This is a genomic window from Streptomyces sp. NPDC002793, assembly GCF_040295485.1.
Lineage (GTDB): Bacteria > Actinomycetota > Actinomycetes > Streptomycetales > Streptomycetaceae > Streptomyces.
This window is the reverse complement of sequence record NZ_JBEOVL010000034.1, coordinates 1-17,196: the sequence shown is the minus strand read 5'-3', so window position 1 is coordinate 17,196 and position 17,196 is coordinate 1. Positions and strand designations below refer to the sequence as shown.

12 protein-coding genes are annotated in these 17,196 nt (G+C 70.1%); 7 read left to right on the top strand and 5 right to left on the bottom strand.

Annotated features, from left to right (window positions below; translation table 11 throughout):
- Positions 1-128 precede the first annotated feature (128 nt).
- Positions 129-3,278 carry an isoleucine--tRNA ligase gene (gene ileS, locus ABT001_RS27090; RefSeq protein WP_351282504.1) on the bottom strand — a complete coding sequence of 1,050 codons (3,150 nt, stop codon included), beginning with the start codon at positions 3,276-3,278 and terminating at the stop codon, positions 129-131.
- A gap of 562 nt (positions 3,279-3,840) precedes the next feature.
- Here ileS and ABT001_RS27085 point away from each other — a divergent pair.
- The 5 genes from ABT001_RS27085 (at position 3,841) to ABT001_RS27065 (ending at position 8,512) form a co-directional block, all read left to right on the top strand.
- Complete coding sequence (locus ABT001_RS27085; protein WP_351282501.1) at positions 3,841-4,596, top strand: TraR/DksA family transcriptional regulator; 756 nt, start codon at positions 3,841-3,843, stop codon at positions 4,594-4,596.
- Positions 4,597-4,758: 162 nt separating this feature from the next.
- A complete protein-coding gene (gene lspA, locus ABT001_RS27080) occupies positions 4,759-5,373 on the top strand; it encodes a signal peptidase II (RefSeq protein WP_351282499.1) in 615 nt (204 codons plus the stop codon).
- A gap of 23 nt (positions 5,374-5,396) precedes the next feature.
- On the top strand, positions 5,397-6,338 hold the full coding sequence (locus ABT001_RS27075; RefSeq protein WP_351282496.1) for an RluA family pseudouridine synthase: 942 nt from the start codon (positions 5,397-5,399) through the stop codon (positions 6,336-6,338).
- A complete protein-coding gene (locus ABT001_RS27070; protein ID WP_351282493.1) occupies positions 6,335-6,811 on the top strand; it encodes a GNAT family N-acetyltransferase in 477 nt (158 codons plus the stop codon). Before ABT001_RS27075 ends, ABT001_RS27070 begins: the two co-directional genes overlap by 4 nt.
- 114 nt (positions 6,812-6,925) lie before the next feature.
- Positions 6,926-8,512, top strand: coding sequence for a Na+/H+ antiporter (locus ABT001_RS27065; protein ID WP_351282490.1), 1,587 nt, complete (start codon positions 6,926-6,928; stop codon positions 8,510-8,512).
- A gap of 24 nt (positions 8,513-8,536) precedes the next feature.
- Here ABT001_RS27065 and ABT001_RS27060 read toward each other — a convergent pair whose 3' ends face one another.
- Positions 8,537-9,679 carry a mechanosensitive ion channel family protein gene (locus tag ABT001_RS27060; RefSeq protein ID WP_351282487.1) on the bottom strand — a complete coding sequence of 381 codons (1,143 nt, stop codon included), beginning with the start codon at positions 9,677-9,679 and terminating at the stop codon, positions 8,537-8,539.
- Positions 9,680-9,716: 37 nt separating this feature from the next.
- On the opposite strand from ABT001_RS27060, the gene ABT001_RS27055 reads away from it, so the two are divergent.
- Entirely contained in the window at positions 9,717-10,295 is a 579-nt protein-coding gene (locus ABT001_RS27055) for a dienelactone hydrolase family protein (RefSeq protein ID WP_351282484.1), read from the top strand.
- A gap of 114 nt (positions 10,296-10,409) precedes the next feature.
- Here ABT001_RS27055 and ABT001_RS27050 read toward each other — a convergent pair whose 3' ends face one another.
- Genes ABT001_RS27050 through ABT001_RS27040 form a run of 3 tightly spaced genes read right to left on the bottom strand, consistent with a single transcriptional unit; the run spans position 10,410 to position 13,368 of the window.
- Positions 10,410-11,225 (bottom strand): thioredoxin domain-containing protein, encoded by an 816-nt coding sequence (locus ABT001_RS27050; RefSeq protein ID WP_351282481.1) that lies wholly within the window; start codon positions 11,223-11,225, stop codon positions 10,410-10,412.
- Between the two features lie 49 nt (positions 11,226-11,274).
- A complete protein-coding gene (locus tag ABT001_RS27045) occupies positions 11,275-11,997 on the bottom strand; it encodes a hypothetical protein (protein WP_351282478.1) in 723 nt (240 codons plus the stop codon).
- A 45-nt stretch (positions 11,998-12,042) separates the two neighbouring features.
- Entirely contained in the window at positions 12,043-13,368 is a 1,326-nt protein-coding gene (locus tag ABT001_RS27040; protein ID WP_351282475.1) for a DUF2252 domain-containing protein, read from the bottom strand.
- Positions 13,369-13,537: 169 nt separating this feature from the next.
- Here ABT001_RS27040 and dnaE point away from each other — a divergent pair, with 169 nt between their 5' ends.
- On the top strand, positions 13,538-17,074 hold the full coding sequence (gene dnaE / locus ABT001_RS27035; protein WP_351282472.1) for a DNA polymerase III subunit alpha: 3,537 nt from the start codon (positions 13,538-13,540) through the stop codon (positions 17,072-17,074).
- Positions 17,075-17,196: the final 122 nt, after the last annotated feature.

Below are 17,196 nucleotides of genomic sequence, written 5' to 3'. Positions count from 1 at the left end.
CGGGCCTGAGGAGCAGCTGGAGCAGGCCCGAGAGGCTGGGGCGGCGGCGCGTGGTGAGGGCCGGTGACGCGGATGCCGAAGGACCCGGTCGGAAGCTTCCGACCGGGTCCTTCGGGGTGTGATCCGGGTTACCGCTCCGTCTTGCGGAGGCGGAACGTCAGGGCCAGGCCCTCGTCCTCGAACGGGGCGCCGTACGTGTCGTCCGCCTCACCCTGGGCGTAGTCCAGGGCCAGGACCTCGTCCGCGATCAGCGTCGCGTGACCGGTCAGGGCCTCGGCGGTCGCGGGCGACGCCGACGTCCAGCGGACGGCGATCCGGTCCGCCACGTCCAGGCCGCTGTTCTTGCGCGCCTCCTGGATCAGCCGGATCGCGTCGCGGGCCAGTCCGGCGGCCCGCAGCTCCGGGGTGATCTCCAGGTCCAGGGCGACCGTCGCGCCCGAGTCGGACGCCACCGACCAGCCCTCACGCGGGGTCTCCGTGATGATGACCTCGTCAGGGGCGAGGGTGACCTGCTCGCCGTCCACCTCGACCGACGCGGTGCCCTCGCGCAGGGCCAGACTCAGCGCTGCGGCGTCGGCGTTCGCGACGGCCTTGGCCACCGCCTGGACACCCTTGCCGAACCGCTTGCCCAGTGCACGGAAGTTCGCCTTCGCCGTGGTGTCGACCAGCGATCCGCCGACCTCGGAGAGCGAGGCGAGGGAGGAGACGTTCAGCTCCTCCGTGATCTGGGCGCGCAGCTCGGGCGTCAGCGCCTCGAAGCCCGATGCCGCGACCAGCGCCCTCGACAGCGGCTGCCGGGTCTTCACCCCCGACTCGGCACGCGTGGCGCGGCCGAGCTCCACCAGGCGGCGTACGAGCGCCATTTGGGAGGACAGCGTCGGGTCGATCGACGCCGGGTCCGTCTTCGGCCAGGTGGAGAGGTGTACCGACTCCGGGGCATCCGGGGTGACGGGGACGATCAGGTCCTGCCAGACCCGTTCCGTGATGAACGGGGTCAGCGGGGCCATCAGCCGGGTGACGGTCTCCACGACCTCGTGCAGCGTGCGCAGAGCCCCCTTGTCGCCCTGCCAGAAGCGGCGGCGGGAGCGGCGTACGTACCAGTTGGACAGGTCGTCGACGAAGGCCGAGAGCAGCTTGCCGGCGCGCTGGGTGTCGTATCCCTCCAGGGCCTTGGTGACCTCGTCCACCAGGGTGCCGAGCTCGCTCAGCAGCCACCGGTCCAGGACCGTGCGGTCGGCGGGGGCCGGGTCGGCCGCGGACGGCGCCCAGTTCGACGTACGGGCGTACAGGGCCTGGAAGGCCACGGTGTTCCAGTACGTCAGGAGCGTCTTGCGGACGACCTCCTGGATCGTGCCGTGGCCCACCCGGCGTGCCGCCCACGGGGAGCCGCCCGCCGCCATGAACCAGCGGACCGCGTCGGCGCCGTGCTGGTCCATGAGTGGGATGGGCTGGAGGATGTTGCCCAGGTGCTTGGACATCTTCCGGCCGTCCTCGGCGAGGATGTGGCCGAGGCACACCACGTTCTCGTACGACGACTTGTCGAAGACGAGCGTGCCGATCGCCATCAGCGTGTAGAACCAGCCGCGGGTCTGGTCGATGGCCTCCGAGATGAACTGCGCCGGGTAGCGGCTCTCGAAGATCTCCTTGTTCTTGTACGGGTAGCCCCACTGCGCGAACGGCATGGAACCCGAGTCGTACCAGGCGTCGATGACCTCCGGGACGCGGTACGCCTCCAGCTGGCAGTTCGCGTGCGAGCAGGTGAAGGTGATCTCGTCGATGAACGGGCGGTGCGGGTCCAGGTCCGACTGGTCGGTGCCCGTCAGCTCGGTCAGTTCCGCGCGCGAGCCCACGCAGGTGAGGTGGTTGTCCTCGCAGCGCCAGATGGGCAGCGGGGTGCCCCAGTAGCGGTTGCGGGAGAGCGCCCAGTCGACGTTGTTGTTCAGCCAGTCGCCGAAGCGGCCGTTCTTGACGGAGTCCGGGAACCAGTTGGTCTTCTCGTTCTCCTGGAGCAGCCGGTCCTTGACCGCGGTCGTGCGGATGTACCAGGACGGCTGCGCGTAGTACAGCAGGGCCGTGTGGCAGCGCCAGCAGTGCGGGTAGCTGTGCTCGTAGGGGACGTGGCGGAAGAGCTTGCCGCGTGCGGCCAGGTCCTCGGTGAGCGCTTCGTCGGCCTTCTTGAAGAAGACGCCTCCGACCAGCGGGAGGTCCTCCTCGAAGGTGCCGTCGGGGCGGACCGGGTTGACGACCGGCAGGCCGTAGGAGCGGCAGACGAGGAGGTCCTCGGCACCGAACGCGGGGGACTGGTGGACCAGACCCGTGCCGTCCTCGGTCGTGACGTACTCGGCGTTGACGACGTAGTGCGCCTCGCTCGGGAACTCGACCAACTGGAAGGGACGTTCGTACGTCCAGCGTTCCATCTCACGGCCGGTGAAGGTCCGGCCGGTGAGCTCCCAGCCCTCGCCGAGTGCCTTCTCGACCAGCGGCTGGGCGACGACCAGCTTCTCGTCGCCGTTCGTCGCGACGACGTAGGTGACGTCGGGGTGCGCGGCGACGGCGGTGTTGGAGACCAGGGTCCAGGGGGTCGTCGTCCAGACGAGCAGCGCGGCCTCGCCCGCCAGCGGTCCGCTCGTCAGCGGGAAGCGCACGAAGACCGAGGGGTCGACGACCGTCTCGTATCCCTGGGCGAGCTCGTGGTCCGAGAGACCCGTGCCGCAGCGCGGGCACCAGGGGGCCACGCGGTGGTCCTGGACCAGCAGGTCCTTGTCGAAGATCTCCTTCAGGGACCACCACACGGAGTCGACGTACTCCGGGTCCATGGTGCGGTAGGCGTCGTCCAGGTCGACCCAGTAGCCCATGCGGGTCGTGAGCTCGGTGAACGCGTCGGTGTGACGGGTGACGGACTCACGGCACTTCGCGTTGAACTCGGCGATGCCGTAGGCCTCGATGTCCTTCTTGCCGTTGAAGCCCAGCTCCTTCTCCACCGCGAGCTCCACCGGCAGTCCGTGACAGTCCCAGCCGGCCTTGCGGCCGACGTGGTAGCCCTGCATGGTGCGGAAGCGGGGGAAGACGTCCTTGAAGACGCGGGCCTCGATGTGGTGGGCCCCGGGCATGCCGTTGGCGGTCGGCGGGCCCTCGTAGAAGACCCACTCGGGGCGGCCCTCGGACTGTTCGAGGCTCTTGGTGAAGACCTTGCCGTCGCGCCAGAAGTCGAGCACGGCGTGCTCGAGGGCGGGCAGGTCTACCTGGGCGGGTACCTGGCGGTACTGCGGCGATGTCATGTGCGGGCTTCCTCCGGCGGACGTCTTCCACTTCCGTCGGAGGGACGAGAACCGGATCGGCTCCCGCGGTACCACCCTCCTTGGCCCGGGCATGCGCCCGTGGCCCCCTCATTGGGGTCGCGAAGCCGGGTCTAGTCGCCTTGCCCGGCGGGCGGAGCCCACGGTCCAAAGCTTTCTTCCGGCGGCTCCGGGGTGATCTTCACGGCGCGCTCGCCCCCGGGCTCCCACCGTCCCCGGGTCGCTCCTGGCTGCGTACGACGCTACTCGTCCCGTCCATGCCTCTCGCTGCGGCCAGTGTACGGGCCGCCGAGGGCGACGGCCGACCGGTTTACCCGCGGCACGGGCTTGACCCGAATGGCCAGTCGGCCCGGACGGAGTTCCGGAGGCCACGCGGCGGCGGATTACCGGGCGGGGAGCTGGGCACAACGGTTGCAGGCGCGCCACCGCCCGGCCACGGACAGGGGCGAACCGGCGGCGTGCCCCGTTGCCGCGGAGCTGGGGTCGACTTATCGTCCCAGCACGATTCGCGTGCAAGATCACAATATGTGAAGGGGCCGCGGCCATGGTGGCGAAGAAGACCGCCGCATCGAGAACGGCGTCCGCGGGATCCACTGCCGCGGCTGCCGAGGAGGAGACCGGGAGCACGGGGGAGGAGCCCCGCCCGGCAGCGGAGCAGGAGCCGCCGGCCGAGCGGACGGCCGCCGCGAGGAAGAGCGCAGCAGGGAAGAGCACGGCGAAGAAGAGCGCAGCCAGGAAGGCGTCGAAGAAGACGCCGAAGAAGGCCACGGGGGCGGCCCAGGCCGCCGAGCAGACAGGAGCCCACACGGTGGTAGCCAAGAAGAGCGCGGCCCGGACCACGGCTGTAGGAGAGGGCGCCGCGACAGCGGTCCCCCCGGCCAGGGCCGGCGCCGCGACGGCACCCGGCGACCTGGCGGTCAGGCCCGGGGAGGACCCCTGGACCCCGGAGGAGGTCGACGCGGCCCGGACCGAGCTGACGGGTGAGGTCACGCGGCTGCGCACCGAGCTGGAGGCGTCGGGCGCGGCGCTGGCCGGTCTGATGCGTGACTCCGGGGACGGGGCGGGCAACGACGACGCGGACACCGGCACGAAGAACATCACCAGGGAGCACGAGCTGTCCCTGGCGGCGCACGCCCAGGAGACCCTGGACCAGACCGAGCGCGCCCTCGCCAGGCTCGACGCGGGGACCTACGGGCTCTGCGAGATCTGCGGCAAACCCATCGGCAAGGCGCGGATGCAGGCCTTCCCCCGGGCCACGCTCTGCGTGGAGGACAAACAGAAGCAGGAGCGGCGGGGCTGAGGGGCCCCTCGCCGGATCGGGCCGGGCGGACCGGCCAGGCCTGATCCGGCTCGATCCGGACGAAAGGCCCGGAAGCCGGGGCGGTGCCGGGTCCGAGGCCCCCGATCACCCGGGTGTGTCGTACCCTCGTCCTCAGTCAGGCACCTAGGTTGAGGGACTCACGTGACAGAGGCGGAGCGCATCATCGGTACGCCGGACATCCCTGAAGCCGAGGGGGCCGACGGGGCCGAGCCCCAGCAGGCCTCCGAGGGCTCGACCCCGGCAGGGGCCGAGGAGCCGGGCAGCGGCCGGGGCAGGAAGCGGATCATGGTCCTCCTCGGTGTGGCCGTGCTGGCCTACCTGCTGGACCTGGTCAGCAAGATGATCGTGGTCGCGAAGCTGGAGCACGAGGAGCCGATCGAGATCTTCGGCGAGTGGCTGAAGTTCGACGCGATCCGTAACGCGGGCGCCGCCTTCGGTATCGGCGAGGCCTTCACCGTGATCTTCACGGCCATCGCTGCGGTCGTGATCATCGTGATCATCCGGCTCGCCCGCAAGCTCTACAGCCTGCCCTGGGCCATCGCCCTGGGTCTGCTGCTCGGCGGAGCGCTCGGCAACCTCACCGACCGCATCTTCCGCGCGCCCGGGGTGTTCGAGGGCGCGGTGGTCGACTTCATCGCCCCCGCGCACTTCGCCGTCTTCAACCTCGCCGACTCCGCGATCGTCTGCGGCGGCATCCTGATCGTGATCCTCTCCTTCAAGGGCCTGGACCCCGACGGCACCGTGCACAAGGATTAGCGGGCGCAAGGCATACTCGACTGGTGAGTACGTATCCCGAGGTCCGCACCCTGCCCGTACCCGACGGCCTGGAAGGCGAGCGTGTAGACGCCGCCATCTCCCGGATGTTCGGGTTCTCCCGCACCAAGGCCGCCGAGCTGGCCGCTGCCGGGAAGGTCCAGGTGGACGGTTCGGTGGCCGGGAAGTCCGAGCGGGTGCACGGTGGCGCCTGGCTGGAAGTGGAGATGCCCCAGGCGCCCGCTCCCGTCCAGATCGTCGCCGAGCCCGTCGACGGCATGGAGATCGTCCACGACGACGACGACATCGTCGTCATCATGAAGCCGGTCGGCGTCGCCGCCCACCCCAGCCCCGGCTGGACCGGCACCACCGTCATCGGCGGCCTCGCCGCGGCCGGTTACCGCATCTCCACGTCGGGCGCCGCCGAGCGCCAGGGCATCGTGCACCGGCTGGACGTCGGCACCTCCGGCCTGATGGTCGTGGCCAAGTCCGAGCGGGCCTACACGCTGCTCAAGGCGCAGTTCCGCGACCGGGTCGTCGAGAAGAAGTACCACGCGCTGGTGCAGGGCCACCCGGACCCGATGAGCGGCACCATCGACGCCCCCATCGGCCGTCACCCGCAGCACGACTACAAGTGGGCCGTCACCGCCGAGGGCAAGCCCTCCGTGACGCACTACGACCTCATCGAGGCCTACCGCGCGGCCAGCCTCCTCGACATCAAGCTGGAGACAGGCCGCACGCACCAGATCCGCGTGCACATGTCCGCCCACCGGCACCCCTGCGTCGGTGACCTGACCTACGGCGCGGACCCCACGATGGCCAAGCGCCTCGGCCTGACCCGGCAGTGGCTGCACGCGGTCCGGCTCGGTTTCGAGCACCCGTCCGACGGCGGCTGGGTCGAATTCGAGAGCGGCTACCCGGACGACCTGCGCCACGCCCTCGACACGATCGCCGCGGAGAGCGAATGACCACCGCGCCCACCCCGTACAGCACCCGCAGGGCGCTCGACGAGAGCGATCTCGCGGCGTGCTTCCAGGTCCGCAAGGACGTCTTCGTCGGTGAGCAGCGGGTGCCCGAGGATCTCGAGTACGACGCCCACGACGCCACGGCGGTGCACGTCCTCGCCGTCGCGGGGGACGGCTCCGCGCTCGGCACGGGACGGCTGCTGCACGGGGAGGCCGCGGCGGGCAGGACCGGCGGGGACCGCACCGTCGGATCGCTCGGCCGCCTCGCGGTGACCCGGGAGGCCCGCGGACTGGGCGTGGGAGCCGCGTTGGTCCGCGCCATAGAGGCGGAGGCCCGGACGCTGGGCCTGTCCGCCGTGGACCTGCACGCCCAGACGCACGCGCTCGGCTTCTACGAGCGGCTCGGCTACACCGCGTACGGTCCCGAGTTCCCGGACGCCGGGATGCCGCACCGGGCCATGCGCCGCGCGCTCTGACCGGGCGGACCGCACGGGGGGTGCCGCCGGTCCGCCGGTCCCGCGTGGCACGCTGGGAGCCCTGACCGGCTGATCAACGGGCTCCGGAGCCCGGCGCGCTGCGGAAGGCACGACGTGGACCAGATGGCACTCCTGCTCCTGCTGCTGCTCGGAGCGGTGGTCACGGTCCCGCTCGGAGAGCGTCTGGGGCTTCCCGCACCGATCCTGATGACCCTCGCCGGGATCGTCATGGCCTTCGCCGGCTTCGTCCCCGACGTGGACATCCCACCGGAGTTCATCCTCCCCGTCGTGCTGCCGCCGCTGCTCTACGCCTCCGTGCAGCGCACCTCCTGGCGGCAGTTCGCGGCCAACCGGAGGCCGATCTTCCTGTTGGCCGTCGCCCTCGTCTTCGTCACGACGGCCGCCGTGGCCACGGTCGCCCACGCGATAGTGCCCGGCCTGCCCATCGCCGCGGCCCTGGCCCTCGGCGCGCTCGTAGCCCCGCCCGACCCGGTGGCCGCGACCGCCGTGGCGGGCTCGGTCGGGCTGCCGCGGCGGCTCGTGTCGATCCTGGAGGGCGAGGGGCTGTTCAACGACGTCACGGCCATCGTCCTCTACCACGTGGCGATCGCCGCCGCAGTCAGCGGCACCTTCTCCGTGTCCGCCGCGTTCGGGCTGCTCGTCCTCTCCGCCGTGGTCGCCGTGGTGGTCGGCCTGGTGCTCGGCTGGCTGACCATCAAACTGATGGGGTACCTGGGCGACACCACCCTCCAGGTCGGCCTGACCCTGCTCGTGCCGTTCATCGCCTACGTGCTCTCCGAGGAGCTGATGGGTTCCGGCGTGCTGGCCGTCCTCACCACGGCGCTCTTCCTCGCCGAGCACACCGCGGACGCCGACGACGTCCTGGGGCGGCTCACCGGCCGCTCCTTCTGGGACATCGTCGACACCCTCGTGACCGGCGTCGCCTTCGGGCTGATCGGCCTCGAACTCCACAACGTCTTCGGCACCGCCGACGGACGCGAACTCGAGCTGCTGGGCTGGGGACTCGCGGTCGTCGCGGTCGTCGTCGGCGTACGGCTGCTGTGGCTGCTGCCCGCCGCCTGGCTCGCGAAGCGGCTGCACACACGCCGTGACTACAGCGAGGAGATCCCCACCAGCCGGCGCGAGACCGTGATCATGTGGTGGGCCGGGATGCGCGGAGTGGCCTCCGTCGCGCTGGCCCTCGCGATCCCTCTGGAGACGGACGACGGCACGCCGTTCCCCGGCCGGGACGAGATCGTCTTCATCGCCTTCGCCGTCATCATGGCCACCCTGGTCCTCCAGGGACTGACCCTGCCGTGGCTGGTGCGCAAGCTCGGTGTGCGGGCGGACACCGACGCCGAACAGGCCCTGGAGCGCGACCTCGCGATCCGTGCCGCCACGGCGGCCAGGATCCGGCTCAAGGAGGTCCAGAACACCGAGGAGCTCCCGGAGGAGGTCCTGGAGCGGCTGCAGCGGGCGGCGTACGACATCGGGGCGCGGATCAGCCCCGACATGGTCGACGAGGAGCGGCGTGAGGCGTACGCGCGGCGCGCCGAGCGGTTCAAGGAGATCGGCCGTATCCAGCGCGAGATGATGTCGGCCGCCCGCCACGCCGTGCTCGACGCCCGCAGTGAGCCGGGCGCGGACCCCGAGGTGGTGGACCGGGTGCTGCGCTACCTGGACGTGCGCAGCCTCCACTGACGCGCGCCCCCGCCCGCGGCTGGGTCAGCCGCGCCCGAGGCGGGGGGCCTTGCCCGACGTCGAGCCCTCGACGTCGGACGGGCCCCGGACGGTGTCCGCGCCCGTCAGCTCCCGCCAGTGGTCGCCCGGCGGCAGCGCCGCGGGCGATGTCACGACGCGGGGCAACGCGTACGGGTGATGGTCGCGGAGCCAGCCGATCATCTGCTCCCGCACGGCGCAGCGCACGGTCCAGATGTCGTCCGCGTCCTTCGCGGTGACCACCGCGCGCACCTCGATCGTCGTCGGGGTGGTGTCCGTGACGGCCAGGGACCAGTCCCGGCCGTCCCAGGCCGCGCACTCGCCGAGGATGTCGCGCAGCCGGTCACGCATCGCCGTGACCGGGGCGGAGTGGTCGAGCTGGAAGAAGACGGTGCCGGTCATCTGGACCCCGCCGCGTGACCAGTTCTCGAACGGCTTGCTCGTGAAGTAGGACACAGGCATCGTGATCCGCCTCTCGTCCCAGGTCCGTACCGCGAGGAAGGTGAGGGTGATCTCCTCCACGGTGCCCCACTCGCCGTCCACCACCACGGTGTCGCCGATCCGGACCATGTCGCCGAAGGCGATCTGGAAGCCGGCGAAGAGATTCCCGAGCGTCGACTGGGCCGCGACACCGGCGACGATGCCGAGCACACCGGCCGAGGCCAGCATCGAGGTGCCGACGGTGCGCATCGCCGGGAACGTCAGCAGCATCGCCGCCACGGCGACCGTCGCCACCACGGCGGTGACCACCCGCTGGATCAGCGTGACCTGGGTCCGGACCCGGCGGACCCGGGCGGGATCGCGGGTGGAGGTCGCGTAACGGGCGTACGAGGACTGCACGACGGTGGCGGCGACCCGGATCACCAGCCACGCCGACGCACCGATCAGCACGAGGGTCAGGACCTGGCCGATCGCGTCCCGGTGGTCCCGCACCGCGTCGAGCCGGAGCTGGTCGAAGCTGGCCCTCAGCAGCGCCGTGCAGAGCACCACCTGCAGGGGCGGGCGGCACCGCCGGAGCAGGCCCCAGACAGGGGTCTCGTGGTGCCGGCTGTCGGCACGCCGCAGCAGCAGGTCGACCAGCCAGCCCACGGCCAGCGTGATCACCAGCGATCCGCCCACGACCAGCAGCGGTCGAAGTATGTTCTCCATTCCCTCGTCCTCCAAGCGTCGGGGCACAACTGGCACCATGGGCCTCATGAACATCATGCTTTTCCACTCGACCTTTGGTCTGCGGCCCGCTGTGCACGCGGCTGCCGACCGGCTGCGTGCGGCCGGGCACGAGGTGCGCGTGCCCGATCTCTTCGAGGGGCACACCTTCGACACCGTCGAGGACGGAATGGCCTTCAAGGAGGAGGTGGGCAAGGACGAGCTGCTCAAGCGCGCCGTCCTGGCCGCCGCGCCCTACTCCGACCAGGGCCTCGTCTACGCGGGCTTCTCCTTCGGGGCGTCGGTCGCGCAGACCCTGGCGCTCGGCGACGCCAAGGCCCGCGGGCTGCTGCTGCTCCACGGCACCTCGGACATCGCCGAGAGCGCCACGGTGGACGAGCTGCCCGTGCAGCTGCACGTGGCCGACCCTGACCCGTTCGAGTCGCACGACTGGCTGAACAGCTGGTACCTGCAGATGCAGCGGACCGGCGCGGACGTCGAGGTCTACCGCTATCCCGGTGCCGGTCATCTCTTCACCGACCCCGAGCTGCCCGACTTCGACCAGGACGCGGCCGAACTCACCTGGAAGGTCTCGCTCGGCTTCCTCGCCACGCTGTAGCCGGGGAAGCGGCCGTACCCCTGCCGACGGGGTGAAGCGAAAGGCGGGCGAACGAGGGACGTTCGCCCGCCTTTCGGCCGGATGGCGCCCGGAGTCGCGCCGCCGGGTCTCCGGTCAGCCCTTCAGCGCCTTGGTGATCGCCTTGTCGAAGTCGGCCGCCGTCATGGGCGCGTTCTCGCTGCCCTCGGCGGTGAGCGTCTTGCCGTCCATCTTGAGGGTCGGCGTGCCCTGGACCCCGCTCTTGTCGAACGCCTTGGACATCTTGATCGCCCAGGCGTCGTACGTGCCGTCCTCGACGTTCTTCCGGAACGCCTCGTTGCCCTTCAGCGCGTCCACCGAGTCCGCCACCTCGATCAGGTAGCTGTCCTTGGCGAACTTGTCGTTCGTCTCCTCGGGGTGGTACTTCGCGGAGTACAGCGCGGCCTTGTACTCCATGAAGGCGTCGGGGCTCACGTCCAGCGCCGCGCCCAGCGCGCTCAGGGCGTTCTTCGAGCCCTCGCCGCTGTCCGCGTTGTCGATGAAGGTCGCGCCGACGTACTTGACCTTGTACTTGCCGGCCTCCACGTCCTTGGACACGGTCTCGCCGACGGCCTGCTCGAAGGTGGCGCAGATCGGGCAGCGCGAGTCCTCGTACAGCTCCAGGGTCTTCTTCGCGCTCGACTCGCCGATCACGACGGTCGTGCCGTCGTCGCCCGAGGTGTTCTTCGGGGCGGTGACGTTCTTCGCGTCCGCCGCGGCCTCCCAGGCGGACGGCTTGTTCAGCTGCATCACGCCGTAGCTGACACCGCCGGCGATCGCGAGTACCGCGACGACCGAGACGCCGACGACGATCTGCTTGCGGGCCTTGTCCTTCTTGGCCTGGCGCTCGCGCTCCTCGCGCAGCCGCTCGCGGGCGGCGGACTTGTTGGCCTGGCTGTTTCGCTTGCTCATGAGGATGCTCCGTAGGTGGGGGTGGCTCGAAAAGGGGCTTACCGCGTACTCAGGCAGGGGTGAAGGCCGAGCGGGGCGGGCCCCTCCGTCCCACGGAGTGCACCAGGAAGCGGGCCGGGGCGAGCGGGTGCGGGCGCCCGGTGCGCCGGGTACCGGACTGCGCGTGGTGCCCCGCCGTACCCACCACGGCGACCGCGGTGAGCAGCGGACGGAAGGCGACGGCGGCCGCCGCGCGCAACAGGCCCGCGAGCGCCGACTCGCCGCGCCTCAGCCAGGCGGCGGCCAGCAGGCCGACCGTCACATGGGCGGCCAGCAGCAGCCACGGGACCGCGGGGCCCGGCGAGGCCAGCAGGGCGGCGGCGTGGTCACCCTCGGCGACCCCGGCCAGCGGTGTGCCGACCGAGGCCACACCGGCGAGCCCGTCCGCGCCGTGCCCGGTCTCACCGCCGCAGAGCACATCGACGCCCACGGAGCGCAACGGGCCCGCGATCGGGCCGCCCGCGGCCCCGTAACAGAGGTGCTGGCCGGTGGTGAAAACCGTGTCGGCGGCCAGCTCCAGCGGCACCAGAAGCCCGGCGATCGCGCCGAAACCGCGCTCCCGGCCCGCCAGCGCGAACGCCACGGCGAAGACGGCAGCAGCCAGCAGCGCGACCGCGGTGACGGGCAGCGGGACCCGGGAGAGCAGCACGTGGGACGCGGACGAGAGCGTGACGACGAGCGCGGTGAACAGCGCCGCGCGTACCGCTCTCATCGGTGTCCCTGATACGTCCATCGACGCCGAGTGTGCCATGCGTTCCCGTAAGCGGTCCCTAAAGCCCTACAGGCCGGGGATGCGGCCGTTGCGGAAGAGGTCGACGAAGATCTGGTGGTCGGCGCGGGCCCGCGCGCCGTAACTGTGCGCGAAGTCCACCAGCAGCCCGGCGAAGCCCTCCTCGTCGGCGGCGATGGCCGCGTCGATCGCGCGCTCGGTGGAGAACGGGACCAGCGAGTGCCCGCTCTCGTCGTCCGCGGCCGAGTGCATCGTCGCCGTGGCCCGGCCGAGGTCGGCGACCACCGCGGCGATCTCCTCCGGCTCGTCGATGTCGGACCAGTCCAGATCGACCGCGTACGGAGAGACCTCGGCGACCAGCTGACCGGAGCCGTCCAGCTCGGTCCAGCCCAGCCACGGGTCGGCGTGCGCCTGGAGCGCGCGCTGCGAGATCACCGTGCGGTGCCCCTCGTGCTGGAAGTAGTCCCGCACGGCCGCGTCGGTGATGTGCCGGGAGACCGCCGGGGTCTGTGCCTGCTTGAGGTAGATCACCACGTCGTTCTCGAGGGCGTCGCTGTTGCCCTCGAGGAGGATGTTGTACGAGGGCAGGCCGGCCGACCCGATGCCGATGCCCCGGCGGCCGACGACGTCCTTCACCCGGTACGAGTCGGGCCGTGCGAGGCTCGACTCCGGCAGCGTCTCCAGATAGCCGTCGAACGCCGCGAGCACCTTGTAGCGCGTCGCCGCGTCCAGGTCGATGGCGCCGCCGTCGGCGGTGAACCGGCGCTCGAAGTCACGGATCTCCGTCATCGAGTCCAGCAGGCCGAACCGGGTCAGCGCACGGGCGTCGCGCAGCGCGCCGAGCAGCGGGCCCTCGGCGGTGTCCAGGGTGAAGGGCGGTACCTCGTCGTTCTTGGCGCCCGTCGCCAGGGCGTGGATCCGCTCCCGGTACGCCTCGGCGTAGACCCGGACGAGCTCGGTGATCTGGTCGTCGCCCAGCGCCTTGGCGTATCCGATCAGGGCGACCGAGGCGGCGAAGCGCTTGAGGTCCCAGGTGAAGGGGCCCACATAGGCCTCGTCGAAGTCGTTCACGTTGAACACGAGACGGCCGTTGGCGTCCATGTAGGTGCCGAAGTTCTCGGCGTGCAGATCGCCGTGGATCCACACCCGGCTCGTACGCTCGTCCAGATAGGCGCCGCTGTGCTGCTCGCGGTCCAGATCGGCGTAGAACAGGCCGGCGGAGCCCCGGTAGAAGGCGAAGGCCGAGCCCGCCATCTTGCGGAACTTGACCCGGAAGGCTGCGGGGTCGGCGGCCAGGAGCTGCCCGAACGCGGTGTCGAATACGGCGAGGATCTGCTCTCCGCGCCGCTCTGCGCCGGTCTGCGTGTCCGACATCGCTGGGTGCCTCCTGGTACATGGCGTTCATGACAAAAGGGACGGGCGTCCCGGGTCTTCCAACGCGCGACCGTACCCCGGAGTGCCCGTCGTCCGTCACTTCGGAGACGTAGACTTCCACGCTGTCCCCCTCAGCCGTCATCCTCAGTTTCCCCGGAGGCACAGCGCCGTGAGCAAGCCGCCATTCACGCACCTGCACGTCCACACCCAGTACTCGCTGCTGGACGGTGCCGCGCGGCTCAAGGACATGTTCGAGGCGGCGAACACGATGGGCATGTCGCACATCGCGATGACCGACCACGGCAACCTCCACGGCGCCTACGACTTCTTCCACTCTGCCCGGAAGGCGGACGTGACCCCGATCATCGGGATCGAGGCGTACGTCGCCCCCGAGTCGCGCAAGCACAAGCGCAAGATCCAGTGGGGCCAGCCGCACCAGAAGCGGGACGACGTCTCGGGTTCCGGCGGTTACACGCACAAGACCATCTGGGCGGCCAACAGCACCGGACTGCACAACCTCTTCAAGCTCTCCTCCGACGCGTACGCCGAGGGCTGGCTGCAGAAGTGGCCCCGGATGGACAAGGAGACCATCTCGCAGTGGTCCGAGGGCCTCATCGCCTCCACCGGGTGCCCCTCCGGCGAGGTGCAGACCAGGCTGCGGCTCGGACAGTTCGACGAGGCGGTCCAGGCGGCCTCCGACTACAAGGACATCTTCGGCGAGGGCAAGTACTTCCTGGAGCTGATGGACCACGGCATCGAGATCGAGCGCCGGGTCCGTGACGGGCTCCTGGAGATCGGCCGGAAGCTGAACATCCCGCCCCTCGTGACGAACGACTCGCACTACACGTACGCCAACGAGGCGACCGCGCACGACGCCCTGCTCTGCATCCAGACCGGCAAGAACCTCTCCGACCCCGACCGCTTCCGCTTCGACGGCACGGGCTACTACCTCAAGACGACGGACGAGATGTACGCCATCGACTCCTCCGACGCCTGGCAGGAGGGCTGCGCCAACACACTCCTGGTCGCACAGCAGATCGACACCACCGGCATGTTCGAGAAGCGCGACCTGATGCCGAAGTTCGACATCCCGGAGGGCTTCACCGAGGTCACCTGGTTCCAGGAGGAGGTCCGGGTCGGCATGAACCGCCGCTATCCCGGAGGCGTCCCCGAGGACCGGCAGAAGCAGGCCGAGTACGAGATGGACATCATCATCCAGATGGGGTTCCCGGGGTACTTCCTCGTCGTCGCCGACTTCATCATGTGGGCCAAGAACAACGGCATCGCGGTCGGCCCCGGCCGTGGCTCCGCCGCCGGCTCGATCGTCGCGTACGCCATGGGCATCACCGACCTCGACCCGATCACCCACGGGCTGATCTTCGAGCGCTTCCTCAACCCCGAGCGCGTCTCCATGCCCGATGTCGACATCGACTTCGACGAGCGCCGGCGCGTCGAGGTGATCCGGTACGTCACCGAGAAGTACGGCGCCGACAAGGTCGCCATGATCGGCACCTACGGCAAGATCAAGGCCAAGAACGCGATCAAGGACTCCGCGCGCGTCCTGGGCTACCCGTACGCCATGGGCGACCGCCTGACCAAGGCCATGCCCGCCGACGTCCTCGGCAAGGGCATCGACCTCAACGGCATCACCGACCCGAAGCACCCCCGCTACAGCGAGGCGGGCGAGATCCGGGGGATGTACGAGAACGAGCCGGACGTCCAGAAGGTCATCGACACCGCGAAGGGCGTGGAGGGCCTGGTCCGGCAGATGGGTGTGCACGCGGCCGGCGTGATCATGTCCAGCGAGCCGATCGTCGACCACGCCCCGATCTGGGTGCGGCACACCGACGGCGTCACCATCACGCAGTGGGACTACCCCCAGTGCGAGTCGCTCGGTCTGCTCAAGATGGACTTCCTGGGCCTGCGCAACCTGACGATCATGGACGACGCCATCAAGATGGTGAAGGCCAACAAGGGCATCGACCTGGAGATGCTCTCCCTGCCGCTGGACGACCCCAAGACGTACGAGCTGCTCTGCCGCGGTGACACGCTCGGGGTCTTCCAGTTCGACGGCGGCCCCATGCGCTCGCTGCTGCGCCAGATGCAGCCCGACAACTTCGAGGACATCTCCGCCGTCTCGGCCCTCTACCGGCCCGGCCCGATGGGCATGAACTCGCACACGAACTACGCCGAGCGCAAGAACGCCCGGCAGGAGATCACCCCGATCCACCCGGAGCTGGAGGAGCCCCTCAAGGAGGTCCTCGGGCTCACCTACGGCCTGATCGTGTACCAGGAGCAGGTGCAGAAGGCCGCCCAGATCGTCGCCGGCTACTCGCTCGGCGAGGCCGACATCCTGCGCCGCGTGATGGGCAAGAAGAAGGCCGACGAGCTGGCGAAGAACTTCGTCCTCTTCGAGGCCGGCGCCAAGAAGAACGGCTTCTCCGACGCGGCGATCAAGGCCCTGTGGGACGTCCTGGTGCCCTTCGCCGGATACGCCTTCAACAAGGCGCACTCCTCGGCGTACGGACTGGTCACCTACTGGACCGCCTACCTCAAGGCGAACTACCCCGCCGAGTACATGGCGGCCCTGCTGACCTCCGTCAAGGACGACAAGGACAAGTCCGCGGTCTATCTCAACGAGTGCCGCCGCATGGGCATCAAGGTGCTCCCGCCGAACGTCAACGAGTCCGAGTCGAACTTCGCCGCCCAGGGTGACGACGTGATCCTCTTCGGGCTGACCGCCATCCGCAACGTCGGTCAGAACGTCGTCGACTCGATCATCAGGTGCCGCAAGGCGAAGGGGAAGTACTCCACGTTCCCCGACTTCCTGGACAAGGTCGAAGCGGTCGTCTGCAACAAGCGCACCGTCGAGTCGCTCATCAAGGCCGGGGCCTTCGACGAGATGGGGCACACCCGCAAGGGACTCGTCGCCCACCACGAGCCGATGATCGACAACGTGGTGCAGGTCAAGCGCAAGGAGGCCGAGGGGCAGTTCGACCTCTTCGGCGGCGGCGAGGAGGACAGCGGCGAACCGGGCTTCGGGCTGGACGTGGAGTTCTCCGACATCGAGTGGGAGAAGTCCTATCTGCTCGCGCAGGAGCGCGAGATGCTCGGGCTGTACGTCTCCGACCACCCGCTCTTCGGCCTGGAGCACGTCCTGTCCGACAAGTCGGACGCGGCGATCTCACAGCTCACCGGCGGTGAGCACTCCGACGGAGCGATCGTCACCGTGGGCGGCATCATCTCCGGCCTCCAGCGCAAGATGACCAAGCAGGGCAACGCCTGGGCCATCGCGACCGTGGAGGACCTCGCGGGCTCCATCGAGTGCATGTTCTTCCCCGCGACCTATCAGCTGGTCTCCACCCAGCTCGTCGAGGACACCGTCGTCTTCGTCAAGGGGCGCCTCGACAAGCGGGAGGACGTGCCGCGTCTGGTCGCCATGGAGATGCAGGTCCCCGACATCTCCAACGCCGGGTCCAACGCGCCGGTCGTCCTGACGATCCCCACGGTGAGGGTCACCCCGCCCATGGTCAGCCGGCTCGGCGAGGTCCTCAGCAACCACCGGGGCGACACCGAGGTCCGCATCAGGCTCCAGGGCCCCCGCAAGACCACCGTGCTCCGGCTCGACCGGCACCGCGTCAAGCCGGACCCCGCGCTCTTCGGTGACCTGAAGGTGCTGCTCGGCCCGTCCTGCCTGGCCGGCTGACGACCGCCACCGCACCCGCGAGAGGGGCGCCCCGCCGGTCGGCGGGGCGCCCCGCGCGGCCGGCGGCCCCCGGGGGAAGGGTGGGGCGGCGGGTGTGGCCGAAGCGCGGAGGGTGCTTTGGG